The sequence below is a fragment of the Kitasatospora sp. NPDC001159 genome, assembly GCF_053598235.1.
This window is the reverse complement of the sequence record NZ_JBSFJV010000158.1, coordinates 1-10,802: the sequence shown is the minus strand read 5'-3', so window position 1 is coordinate 10,802 and position 10,802 is coordinate 1. Positions and strand designations below refer to the sequence as shown.

Here is a 10,802-nt window from a genome sequence, read left to right as displayed (position 1 = left end):
GCCGGGTCAAGGCGGGTTCCCTGCGCTGCGTACAGGTCTTGGATGAGCTGGGCCACGTCCTCCGGACGCTTGCGCAGCTTCAAAGTGGCGTGCAGTTCACTGAGCAGCTGTTCGACGGCGGGCGGCATGCGCCTCACCTTGTCATCACCAGCATCGGACCTCCACCCATTATCCGGTCCGAGGCCTGAGGCGGAGGACCGCTGCCCGCCACCTCGTGACATCCAGTCCGTGAGAGGCGCGTGAGAAGCAGCAAGGCGAGCGGGAGTACGCAGGTGACTTGCCGCACACTCCCGCGTGTAAGGATGTTCCGCTTCCTCCGGAGTCCCCGTGGATGAAGAGTGGCCCGTCGTCCGGGCCAGGGGCGAACTCGGGCCCCCACCAGCGTGCGTCTCCCGTAACCTGCCGCAGGGATCAGGCGTCCGTCCAGGTGTGTCCGGCCCGCTCCAGTCGTCCTCGACCCGCTGCCAGGTGGGTCAGGGTGCGGGGAAGATCGCTCAACGGCTCGCAGAGGGCCCGGACCACCAGGTCCAGGCCGGCCGGCGGTATCCCGCGGTAGGCCAGCACATCGGCGAGGAACACCAGGAAGTCCGTGAAAACGCGTGGGTCGTCGACGAAGACACCGGCGGCGAGGAAGTCCACCAGGAACCCCAGGTCCTCGACAGCGGTCTCGTACCGGTCGTCGGCACATCGCCGCATCGGCGGGAAGCATCGGCGCAGGTGGTCGACCAGGTGCCGCAGAAGGTCACCGCGGCGGCTGACGAGTTGGGCGTACTCCCCGTCAGCCAGGTGGTCCAGTGCGGGCGCCCCGGTCAGCGGCGGCGGCCACTGCTCCACCAGCAGGTCCGCGGCGTCCACCGCGGTGCGCGCGTACAGGTCGGCACCCAGCGCGCGAGCCCAGATGCCGTCCGGTCCGAAGCCGGGCCCACCGACCAGGACCGGTACACGCGCCAGTCGGCACGCCTCGATCGTGCGGTACATCCGGGGCAGGCGCACCGCCAGCATGCACGACAGGGCGATCAGGTCAGAGCCGTTCTGATGCAGATACGAGATCAGGTGTGCGGTGGGTACACCGGCACCGAGGAACCGTACCGCGAAGCCGCGCAGCCGTAGCACCTCCGCGACAATATGGGCGGGCAGGGTGTGCCATTCGCCGTCCGGACAGGCCACCACCACGCTCCCGAGAGGATGGTCGGGGACCACGGTCGCGGCGGCGAGTGCGGAGACGGCCCGGTTGCTGACATGGGTGGCCGCGTGTTCCTGGGCCACACTCCACTCGTTGGTCACCCAGCGCTCGCCGACCGCTGCCTGGGCGGGTGCGATCAGGTCGAGCAGCACGTCCTCGGCGCTGACGCCGCCGGCGAGAAGGTCCAGGACGAGCGCCACGGCGGCGGCCTCGTCCGCTCGGGCCAGGTGGTCGTCGAAGGCCGTGCGAACACTCTCGATGGCGTCGGAGCGCTCGGCGGTCACCGCGGCTGCTCCACGTCCGCTGACGGCGCAAGGGCGGGAGCCTGCACGGCGAGAACCGCGAGGTCGTCGTGTTCGCCTCCGGCCAGCCACTGCCCGGTGCGCAGGTCGATACGCTCGGCGACCGCGCCGGCCGGCATGCCGAGGCAGGCGGCCAGGTCGCGCATCAACCGCCGTTCGCCGTACATCTCCTGCTCCGTCGGCCCACCGCGCGCCTCGGTCACACCGTCGCTGTACAACAGCAACAGTTCGCCGGCTGCCAGCCGGATCTCCGTCTGGTGGAAGTCCGGGTCGGGCAGGGCGCCGACCAGCGTCCCACCGATGTGCACCTCGTCCACCCTGCCGTCCTTGCGCAGCACCAGTGGTGGCAAATGCCCACCACCTGCCACCACGACGTCCAGCGCGCCGTCTCGCGCCGAGCCGGCGGACCCCGTCACCAGTGTCGTGAAGGGAGTGGGACCTCCCTCCAGAAGCGCCTCATTGAGCAGCTGCAGCATCCTTACGGGCCGGGATTCCACCAGAGCCAGCGATCGGAGGCTCTGCCGCACCCGTCCGGCGAACACCGCCGCCTCGACTCCCTTGCCGCAGACGTCGCCGAAAAAGAACCTGACACCGCCCTCGGCGTCCGCCCGGACCTGGTAGAAGTCGCCGCCGAGCCCCAAAGTTTCGCGGGCGGGCCGGTACGCAGCCCCGAGGTGGACCCCCGCCACGTGCGGAAGCGGGTCAGGTTCCAGCCCGTCCTGCAGCACGGCAGCGGTGTGCACCTGCTCGGCATAGAAAGTCGCAGCCGCCAGCGCCATGCTCGCACGCGCGGCGAACTGCCGCGCCAGCTCGACGTCCGCCGCGCCGAAGCCCGTCCGCTGCGGCCCGTGCGCCAGCACCAGTACGCCGGCCGGCATCCCGGGCCCGGGGAGCGTGACCACCAGGGCCCGACCAGGCGGATTCGGATCCTGTGGCAGCGCTCCGCCCAGCCGCGCCACTTCCTGCCAGTCGCACAGTACGGGCTGTTCCACCAACCCTCTCAGGGCGTGGGCCACTGGCGGGGCCTGGTCCAACGCCGCTTCCGGCAACTGGCCGGCGCACTCGCCCGGCCCGTAGAGGTGCCAGGCTACGCAACGTCCCCGGACCGGCAGGAACAGGATGGCCGTGTCCGCCAGGGCGGGGACCGCCACCCGCACCACCGCACGCACCGTACGGCCGTGGTGGAGGGAGGCCGCGAGCTGCTTCCCCGCCTCCGCCAGGAAGGCGGAGCGGGCGCGCTCGGCCATCAGCTCGTTCTGGCGCTCGTGGACCGCGCTGTCGTCGCGCACCAACCACACGCAGTGACCGGCGAGAGTCCCGTGGCCCTGCAGCACCACCCGGTGCCCTGACAACCGGCGCCCGTCGGAGACGGTCTCGAAGCAGTCCGCACCCTCGGCCATGGCACGCGACAGCGGCCCGTGGAGCGGCTCACCGATGCGCAGCTGAGGGAAGAGTCGTTCCGCCTGGACGTTGCACCAGCTCGGCAACCCGGCCGCGTCGCAGACTACGACGGCCTGATCCACTAGATCCAGCAACCTCGCGGACACGCCGGTCGGCAGCTCTGGTGTCGCCGGCGTGGCACGCGGCCTCTCCTGTCGGCGCGACGCAGCGGGCGAACCAAGGACCGAAAGACCCGGTACCTGCTTCCGCCAAGGTGTCTCGCGGCCGCCGCTGGTCACCGCCGCCCGCTCACGCTGTCGTCGGCCACGGCAGCGGCGCACGGGCGACCTGCCGCATGGCAAGGCAGGTTGTCCATCAGCTGGATCACCGCCTTCTTCACATCGCCCGAAGACTCCCCCGAAGCAACGGTAGCGCGATCTCGACAGGGCCGTCCTGGGGTCCCGCGGATCATGGCCGGGCGGATGCGCGGGCAGCGACACCAGACTTCCCCTCGCCCGGACGGACGGCGAAGAATCGGGTCGGGTCTCACCCCGCACGCCGCGGGGCACATATCCGTTATGCGAGTTCTGGCACCTTCCAGGCGCCGTGAGGCGAAGCGCCGCTGGCCCGCTTACGCGCTGGCTGCGGCTGCGGTGACGGCTACGGCGGTGACCGGCGCGCGAGCCGTGGATCCCAACAGCACCTGGTACGAAACCTTGTCCAAACCTCCATGGCAGCCACCCTCGTGGGCGTTCGGTGCAGTATGGACCCCCTTGTACGGGAGCATCGCCTTCGCCGCCGGGCACGCCGCGAACCGGACAGGTGGCGGCGAGCGCCGTCGGCTGGTCGGGGCACTGGCTGCAAACCTGGCCCTGAACGCGTCCTGGAACTGGCTGTTCTTCGCCGCCAGGAGCCCCCGGGCCGGTCTCGTCGGCACCACCCTCCTTACCCTGAGCACTCTGGACGTCCTGCGGGTGACCGCCCGCGTCGACCGGACCGCCGCGACGGCCCTGACCCCCTATGCGGCCTGGTGCGCCTTCGCCACCACCCTCAACGCCGACATCGTCCGCCGGAACGGCGGCTGCCGATAAGCCGCCCGGCCTGACGGCCAGCAGCTTCCGCGCCTTCTGGAGCCTCCGATGCCGCTCCTCACCACGGCACGGCCGCGGCTGTCGACTCCGGGGCTAAGAAGCCATCTCATTTGGATGGTTGAGTAGATTGTGGGCGCGGTGATCGTGGAGCGCCTGGTGCTATCGGTTTACCCCTGTCGCTCGCGATCTCGGGTGCCAACGTCCACGACAGCCAGGCCCTGATCCCGCCCGTCGACGCCATCCCACCGATCCGCTCACGGCGCGGCCCGAGGCGGCGCAGGCCCGGCAAGCTGCATGCCGACAAAGCCTACGACCACCGTTTCATCCGCTCCTACCTGCGCCGTCGGCAGATACCGGCCCGCATCGCCCGCCGCGGGATCGAGACCTCCAACCGCCTCGGCCGGCACCGCTGGGTTATCGAGCGCACCGTGGCCTGGCTCGGCGGCTTCCGCCGACTCCACCGCCGCTATGAACGCAACGGGTCCCCGGTCGCCGAGCGCGACACCCGCTCCTGCTTCCAGGCGGTGACCAGCGGCTCGATCAAGGCCCACTGCCCGTCGGACAAGTCCGTTGAGTACGGCATCCGTTCCTTACCTCGACCCCATCATGCTCACGACACGCGGGTCAGCCCAAGCGACTCCGTACCCACGAACGGGCGACGCCAGATCATCCAGAAACGGACTTAACGTCCTCTCACACGCCACCGAGCGGGGAGCCAACCGACGTCTGCGGAAGCTGGCCGCCCTGCGGCCGCCGCAGGTGGGCTTCGCCTTCGTCCGGCCGACCGAGCAGGACGCCGACCCGGCGCTGGTGTTCGTCCCGGAGCGGGTGGAGCCCATCGGCCCGGCCACGGTGGCGGGCGACCACCTGCTGGAGGTCGAGGCGGACGTCTGCGGCGGGCAGCTCTACCTGCGCTGGACGTACCGCACGGCGCTGCACGACGAGGCGACCGTCCGGCGGTTGCTGGACGAGCAGCTGGCGGAGCTGGACGGGCTGCTGCGCCAGGGGGCGGGCAGCACCGCCGAGCGCTCCACCCGGCCGGCGCCGGTCACACCGGTGGCCCCGGCCGCCGGTGCGGCCGCCGCCGACGGGATCGAGGCGGTGCTGGCCGAGCTGACCGGCGAGTCCTACCGGAGCTGACCCGCCGGCTGGTGTTCGAGCCGCTGGGTATGACCGGTTCGAGCCGCTGGGTATGACCGGTTCGAGCTTCGACCCGTGCTGGCCCGACGCCGAGGGGCGGCCGTTCGCGCACGGCCACGACGCCGAGGGGCGGCCGTTCGCGCACGGCCACGACGCCGACGGTCGGCAGGTCTCGGCCGGCTGCCGGCCGCCGGCGGCCTCTGGACCACGGCCGCCGACCTGGCCGACCTGGCCGCCGAGCTGCGGCGGTGCTACCTGGGCCGGGAGCGCGGGCTGGTGGCGACCGAGCTGGTGCGGGAGATGCTCACCCCGCAGTCGGGCCGCGCCTACGGCTGGAGCACCATCCTCGACACCACCGGTGGCGACCTGAGTTCGGCCACGGCGGCCAGGCGTACTGCTACCAGGCGATGACCTGGATGCGGGTGCACTCCGGGCGCGGCCTGGTGATGCTGAGCAACGCGGTGACCGGCCGGGAGCTGATCAGGCACCTGATCGCCACCGAGCTGTCCGGGCGGACCCGGCTGACCGGTGAGTGGCAGCGGGCCATCGAGGAGGCCGTGGGCCGGGAGCGGGGTGGGACCGCGTAGCCGCCTCCGGTGCCGTCCGTCCGGGGCGGTCGCAGCCCGGACGCCCGCAGCCCGTTACGAGCGGCGCGGGATCCGGGCGGTCTGTGACAGCGACACGCAGATGACGGAGGTGGCGGCCCACACCAGGGGGACTGTCCACGGGCTCCACCACATGAGCGCCAGCGAGACGGCCGCGGCCGCCAGCAGCGCGACGGTGACCGGCAGCACAACGTCGCGCCGGTACCGCCTCAGCTGCTCGCCGAGGACCTCTTCGACGATCTCGGCGACCCGGTCGTCGATGGTGTCCCCGTAGTGCACGAGGAACTGCTCGATGTCGTCGGTCCTGCCGGCCGGGCAGGGGCGGCCGGCGGCGCTCGAGTGTCGATCGGTCATGTCCCCACGATGTCGCACCGGGCGGCGCCGGGTCGGCAGCGTGAACCCACCGGCCGGGCGGGGGGTAAACCCTACCCCCGCTGATGGGTTCTCCTTGCTGCCGACGGGTGGTCGGGTTGGGTACCGTCCCCTTATCGAAGCGAGGCGCGGACGGTGACCTGGTCGCCGCCCGCACTGCCCACGAGAGCGGGTCTGAAGCAGTTGACCGAGTACATCGCCGGCCGTGCCACCGGCAGAGCCCGGACGGACGCCCGGCGACCCCGCGAGGTGGTGCCGGGCAATCCGCTGCGCGCGCTGGCCTCCCCCGTGCTGTGGCGGGCGTCGACCCACCTGGCACTTGACGGTCTGGTGGCGCTGGCGGGACTGGCCGTGCTGGTCGTGCTGGTCGTCGCCGTCTGCCTGGCGCCGGCAGGCCTGGTGGGCCTGCCGCTCACGGTGGCGGCGGGGTGGGCGCTGTTCCGGCTGGCCGCCGTCGAGCGCGCCCGGTTCGCCGTGACCTGCGGGCTGGAGCTCGACGAGCTGCCGGCGCCGGTCTCTTCGTGGCGGTTGGCCAAGTCGCTGCAGTCGCTCGTCCACAACCCCTGCACCTGGCGGCTGATCGGCTACTTCGTACTGATGATGCCGGTGGCGGTGGTGACCGTGGTCGGGGTGGCGCTGATCTGGGCCGTGCCGCTGACTCTGGTGCTGCTTCCGGCCTACTACCGGGGCCTGCCCGGCGGGCAGGCCCAGCTCGGGCCGTTCGTGGTGGATTCCCTGCCCCGGGCGCTGCTGGTCGCGGCGGTGGCGCTGCTGGTCGGCGCGGTCCTATCCCCACTGATCGTCAAACTCCTGCTGGCGCTGGACACCGCGCTGGCTGCCGCACTGCTCTCCCGGCCCCGCGGCATGGAACTGGAGCAGCGGGTCAACGATCTGACGGAAAGTCGCGCCCGGGTGGTGGACGCCGCCGAGGCGGAGCGCAAACGGATTGAGCGGGACCTGCACGACGGTGCCCAGCAACGGCTGGTGGCGATGTCGATCACCCTGGGCCGGGCCAGCTCGCGGTTGAAGAAGTCCGGTGACCACGAGACCAACAAGCTGGTCGAGGACGCCCGGCGGGAAACCCTCAGCACCATCGCCGAGTTGCGCAACCTGGCCCGTGGCCTGCACCCGCCGGTGCTGACCGACCGCGGCCTGGAGGCGGCGCTCTCCGCCGTCGCCGCGCTGGCTCCGGTGCCGGTGCGCCTTGACGTCCTGGTGGAGCCGCGCCCCTCCTCCACCATCGAGGCGGTCGCCTACTTCACGGTGACCGAGGCGCTCACCAATGTGGCCAAACATGCTCATGCGACCCGCGCTTGGGTGGAGATCCGGCGGGAGGGCGCCCGATTGGACGTTAAGGTTGGCGATGACGGGCGTGGCGGAGCCGATCTCGCGGCCGGCACGGGTCTAACCGGTCTGGCGGACCGGGTGTCCGGGGTGGACGGGCGGTTCCGGCTCAGCAGTCCGCTGGGTGGACCGACCGTGATCGAGGTGGAATTGCCATGCGGGTAGTGCTGGCCGAGGACTCCGCGCTGCTGCGCCAGGGCATCGAACTGCTGCTCAGCGAACAGGGGATCGAGGTGGTCGCCGCGGTCGGCGACGGGGAGCAACTCCTGCGCGCGGTGGCCGAACACCGGCCGGACGCCTGTGTGACGGACGTCCGGATGCCGCCCACCTTCCTGGACGAGGGCCTGCGCGCCGCACTGGCGGTACGCGCCCGCTGGCCGGAGACCGGCGTCCTGGTGCTCTCCCACTACGTCGAGGAGCGCTACGCCATCGACCTGGTCAACACCAATGACAACGGGGTCGGTTACCTGCTCAAGGACCGGGTATCGGACGCCGAGGAGTTCGTGGACGCGCTGCGCCGGGTCGCCGCGGGCGAGACGGTCCTCGACCCGGAGGTGGTCAAGCAGTTGCTGGCCGGCAGCCGGCAGCGGGATCCGCTGTCCACCCTGACGCCGCGCGAGCGGGAGGTCCTCACGGCCATGGCGGGGGGCCGTTCCAACGCCGGGATCGCGGCCGATCTGGTGATCGGCACGGCGGCGGTGGAGAAGTACATCCGCAGCATCTTCGTGAAATTCGATCTGCAGCAGGAGGCGGGAGACCACCGCCGCGTGCTCGCCGTTTTGCGCTACCTGGGAGCTTGAGATCAGTACCACACCGATGAAGCGCCGCGGATGCCTCCTCATAGGGCTGGCCGTCCTCGTCGCGGTCGTCGCCGTGGCCAGTTGGGTCGTGGTCGCCTCGCTTCCGGCGCACCACCCGTACAGCGGCAACTGGCAGCAGGACGCGGCCGACGCCAGCCAGGTGACGGTCCAGGCCGACGGACTCGGCGTGACGCTGAGTCAGGACGGCTCCTCGCAGGTCACGGTGGCCATGAGCGGCAGCTACACGGGCCATGTCCCGCAGGTCTCCGTCACCCGGTCCGGGTCGGACGTCACGGTCACCGCCGGCTGCTCCAACGACTGCTCGGAGCACCTGCAGATCACGGTGCCGGCCGGCCTGGCCGCGCAGGTGAGCACCGGGGACGCCGGGATCCAGGCGAAGGGCCTGACCGGCCGGCTGGATCTGACCACCGGGCTGGGCGGGGTCGAGGTGGACCAGTCGTCCGGCCCGCTGACCGTGCGGAGCACGGGCGGCGCGGTGACCCTCGCCGACAGCAGCGCCCCGAACGCCGAGGTGACCACCACCGACGGCGCGGTCAGCGCCTCCTTCACGGCGGCACCCGCCTCCCTGAAGGTCACCACGGGCTACGGCGGGGTCGACCTCAAGGTGCCTCACGACGCCACCTACCACGTCGACGCGCAGAGCTCCTGGTCGTCGCCGAGCGTCTCGCTGCCGAACACCGCCACGGACGCGCCGCACAGCGTGGTGGTGAAGACCACGCGCGGCGACATCATGGTCCACTGAGCACGCCCGTGCCGCGAACGACGGTGGCGCCCCCGGGAGATCCCGGGGACGCCACCGTCGTTCGGACGATCAGCCGGCGACCAGCGAGGGGTCGACGACGATCTTCGCGTGCCGCTCCGGCTCGCCGAGCTCGGCGATCGCCCCGGCCAGTCCGTCCAGGCCGGTGACGCCGGTGATGACGGCACCGGCGTCGATCCGGCCCTCGGCGATGTCCCGCAGTGTCTGGCGGTACTCACCCGGGCTGCCGCCGAACGACCCGCGGATGTCCAGCTCCTTGCCGGCCACCACCCCGGGGTCGACCGTGTCGGGGCGCAGGCAGACGCCGACCAGCACGATCTTCGCGCCGGCCGGTGCGCCGTCGACGACCCGGGCGAGCATGCCGGGGGCGCCGACACACTCGAAGAGCACCACGTCGGTGGTCAGCACCCCGCGGTGCTCTGCGGTCATCCGGTCCGGCATCCCGGGGATCACCCCGAGCGAGGACCAGCGGTCGTAGGGCGACTCGACGGCCGGGCCGATCAGGATGTCGGCACCCAGCCGCTCGGCCAGCGCCCGCCGCTTGGGCGAGAAGTCGACCGCGACGACCGGGCCGTGGCCGCGCGCCTTGAGCACCGCGACGACGCCCAGGCCGATCGGGCCGAGGCCGAGCACCACGGCGACCTAACCCGGACCGGGCTCGCCCCGCCGGACCGCCCGGGCGGCGACCGAGAACGGCTCGCCGAAGCCGCCCGGAAAGGCCGGGGTGTAGCCGACGATCCCACCGCCCTGCGGGCCGAAGCGGATCGGCGGGCCGCAGACGGTGCTCCCGACCGGCAGAGCCCGCACGGCCCGCTCTCCTCTCTGCGGTCTCCCGCGGTCAGGCGGCCTCGGCCGTCTTCTCGATCAGCAGGGCGACGAGTGAGTCGATGGTGGGGTAGTCCCAGGCCAGGGTCGGCTCGACCTCGATGTCCAACTCGTCCTCCACGTCGCCGCACAGGGCGAGGGCGTAGACCGACTCCAGGCCGTACTCGACCAGCTTGACGTCGGGCTTGATCTGCTCGGCCGGGATCTCCAGGTAGTAGGCGCCCCGTTCGGTCAGCCACTGGGCGAGCTGCTGGACCTCGGGGGCCGATTCCATGGACGTGGTCATGAGGGCTTCCTTCCGAAACGGGGTGTCGGGGGGTGGATTACGGATGCCGGGGTGAGTCCAGCGAGGAGGCGAAGTCGGCCGGTGCGGCGGTGACTTCGGCCGGTCGCTCCTGCTGGGTCCAGTGCCCGCAGCCGGGCAGGATCATCGTCCTGCGCAACTGCGGTGCCCACTGGTGCAGTTCGGCGTCCAGTCGGGCGTGGTCGGTGCCCTGGACGACAAGGCCCTGGGAACCAGGACCGAGACACTCGCACACCACGGCCTGCGGATCACTCTCAACACACGATTCGGGGGAACAGCAGCATGAACACCCACGCACGACGGGCCAACCTCGTGGCCGCGGCCGCCGCCGCACTGGCGGCGATCACCCTCACCCTCGTCACGCCCGCCATCGCATCCGGAGTCAGCGCCGCCGCGCAGCCGCGGGCCGCTGCCGCCCGGGCCAACACCACCGGCACCACCACCCCGCCCGACAACAACGGCTGGGACTGACAGGTGGGTTATCCCTACCCCGGTTCGGTGGGCTGGCCACGTGTCCGGCCCGGCCGAACTGCTGTTGGCTGGAGGGCAGATGGTCGGTGCGGGGCGGCGCAGGTGCGGGCCGCGTCTTTGAAGACAAGGCGTCCGGCAAGAACGTCGACCGGGCCGGGCTCATGGCGGCGCTGGACTACATGCGCGAGGGTGACACGCTCTGCG

The 10,802-nt window shown here is 71.6% G+C and carries 15 protein-coding genes and 2 pseudogenes; 9 read left to right on the top strand and 8 right to left on the bottom strand.

All coding sequences use genetic code 11. The features are described 5' to 3' along the window. Positions 1 to 411 precede the first annotated feature (411 nt). Positions 412 to 1,467, bottom strand: a complete 1,056-nt coding sequence (locus ACWC9T_RS38770; RefSeq protein ID WP_449825740.1) for a cobalamin B12-binding domain-containing protein — start codon at positions 1,465 to 1,467, stop codon at positions 412 to 414. After that, on the bottom strand, positions 1,464 to 3,164 hold the full coding sequence (locus tag ACWC9T_RS38765; protein ID WP_449825739.1) for a SpoIIE family protein phosphatase: 1,701 nt from the start codon (positions 3,162 to 3,164) through the stop codon (positions 1,464 to 1,466). Before ACWC9T_RS38765 ends, ACWC9T_RS38770 begins: the two co-directional genes overlap by 4 nt. A 171-nt stretch (positions 3,165 to 3,335) precedes the next feature. On the opposite strand from ACWC9T_RS38765, the gene ACWC9T_RS38760 reads away from it, so the two are divergent. Together ACWC9T_RS38760 and ACWC9T_RS38755 are read left to right on the top strand one after the other, a co-directional pair. Next, the gene (locus ACWC9T_RS38760; protein ID WP_449825738.1) at positions 3,336 to 3,956 is read left to right on the top strand and encodes a TspO/MBR family protein; all 621 of its coding nucleotides are present in this window, start codon (positions 3,336 to 3,338) and stop codon (positions 3,954 to 3,956) included. 140 nt (positions 3,957 to 4,096) lie between these two features. After that, positions 4,097 to 4,432, top strand: a pseudogene (locus ACWC9T_RS38755) (transposase); the annotation flags it as partial. A gap of 2 nt (positions 4,433 to 4,434) precedes the next feature. On the opposite strand, the pseudogene ACWC9T_RS38750 reads toward ACWC9T_RS38755, so the two are convergent. Continuing rightward, a pseudogene (locus tag ACWC9T_RS38750) lies at positions 4,435 to 4,539 on the bottom strand (IS5/IS1182 family transposase); the annotation flags it as partial. Between the two features lie 176 nt (positions 4,540 to 4,715). On the opposite strand from ACWC9T_RS38750, the gene ACWC9T_RS38745 reads away from it, so the two are divergent. From ACWC9T_RS38745 to ACWC9T_RS38735, 3 genes are all read left to right on the top strand, one after another. Continuing rightward, on the top strand, positions 4,716 to 5,096 hold the full coding sequence (locus ACWC9T_RS38745) for a hypothetical protein (protein ID WP_449825737.1): 381 nt from the start codon (positions 4,716 to 4,718) through the stop codon (positions 5,094 to 5,096). Positions 5,097 to 5,171: 75 nt separating this feature from the next. Further along, on the top strand, positions 5,172 to 5,507 hold the full coding sequence (locus ACWC9T_RS38740; protein WP_449825736.1) for a hypothetical protein: 336 nt from the start codon (positions 5,172 to 5,174) through the stop codon (positions 5,505 to 5,507). After that, complete coding sequence (locus tag ACWC9T_RS38735; protein WP_449825735.1) at positions 5,504 to 5,683, top strand: hypothetical protein; 180 nt, start codon at positions 5,504 to 5,506, stop codon at positions 5,681 to 5,683. The genes ACWC9T_RS38740 and ACWC9T_RS38735 overlap by 4 nt, the downstream gene beginning before the upstream one ends. 54 nt (positions 5,684 to 5,737) lie before the next feature. Here the strand turns inward: ACWC9T_RS38735 and ACWC9T_RS38730 are convergent, their stop codons facing one another. Then, complete coding sequence (locus tag ACWC9T_RS38730; RefSeq protein ID WP_449825734.1) at positions 5,738 to 6,055, bottom strand: hypothetical protein; 318 nt, start codon at positions 6,053 to 6,055, stop codon at positions 5,738 to 5,740. 153 nt (positions 6,056 to 6,208) lie between these two features. Here ACWC9T_RS38730 and ACWC9T_RS38725 point away from each other — a divergent pair, with 153 nt between their 5' ends. The 3 genes from ACWC9T_RS38725 to ACWC9T_RS38715 are packed head-to-tail and all read left to right on the top strand — an operon-like array spanning position 6,209 to position 8,980. Then, positions 6,209 to 7,582 (top strand): sensor domain-containing protein, encoded by a 1,374-nt coding sequence (locus ACWC9T_RS38725; RefSeq protein WP_449825733.1) that lies wholly within the window; start codon positions 6,209 to 6,211, stop codon positions 7,580 to 7,582. Next, a complete protein-coding gene (locus ACWC9T_RS38720) occupies positions 7,573 to 8,217 on the top strand; it encodes a response regulator transcription factor (protein ID WP_383706327.1) in 645 nt (214 codons plus the stop codon). Before ACWC9T_RS38725 ends, ACWC9T_RS38720 begins: the two co-directional genes overlap by 10 nt. 16 nt (positions 8,218 to 8,233) lie before the next feature. Further along, positions 8,234 to 8,980 (top strand): DUF4097 family beta strand repeat-containing protein, encoded by a 747-nt coding sequence (locus tag ACWC9T_RS38715; RefSeq protein ID WP_449825732.1) that lies wholly within the window; start codon positions 8,234 to 8,236, stop codon positions 8,978 to 8,980. Positions 8,981 to 9,049: 69 nt separating this feature from the next. Here ACWC9T_RS38715 and ACWC9T_RS38710 read toward each other — a convergent pair whose 3' ends face one another. From ACWC9T_RS38710 to ACWC9T_RS38695, 4 genes are read right to left on the bottom strand one after another with little or no spacing between them, the layout of a single operon-like run. Next, complete coding sequence (locus ACWC9T_RS38710) at positions 9,050 to 9,634, bottom strand: zinc-binding dehydrogenase (RefSeq protein WP_449825731.1); 585 nt, start codon at positions 9,632 to 9,634, stop codon at positions 9,050 to 9,052. Positions 9,635 to 9,640: 6 nt separating this feature from the next. Further along, complete coding sequence (locus ACWC9T_RS38705; RefSeq protein ID WP_449825730.1) at positions 9,641 to 9,805, bottom strand: hypothetical protein; 165 nt, start codon at positions 9,803 to 9,805, stop codon at positions 9,641 to 9,643. A gap of 31 nt (positions 9,806 to 9,836) precedes the next feature. Continuing rightward, positions 9,837 to 10,109 (bottom strand): acyl carrier protein, encoded by a 273-nt coding sequence (locus tag ACWC9T_RS38700; protein WP_449825729.1) that lies wholly within the window; start codon positions 10,107 to 10,109, stop codon positions 9,837 to 9,839. 37 nt (positions 10,110 to 10,146) lie between these two features. Next, the gene (locus tag ACWC9T_RS38695; protein WP_449825728.1) at positions 10,147 to 10,362 is read right to left on the bottom strand and encodes an alpha/beta fold hydrolase; all 216 of its coding nucleotides are present in this window, start codon (positions 10,360 to 10,362) and stop codon (positions 10,147 to 10,149) included. Between the two features lie 47 nt (positions 10,363 to 10,409). On the opposite strand from ACWC9T_RS38695, the gene ACWC9T_RS38690 reads away from it, so the two are divergent. After that, complete coding sequence (locus ACWC9T_RS38690) at positions 10,410 to 10,598, top strand: hypothetical protein (RefSeq protein ID WP_449825727.1); 189 nt, start codon at positions 10,410 to 10,412, stop codon at positions 10,596 to 10,598. Positions 10,599 to 10,802: the final 204 nt, after the last annotated feature.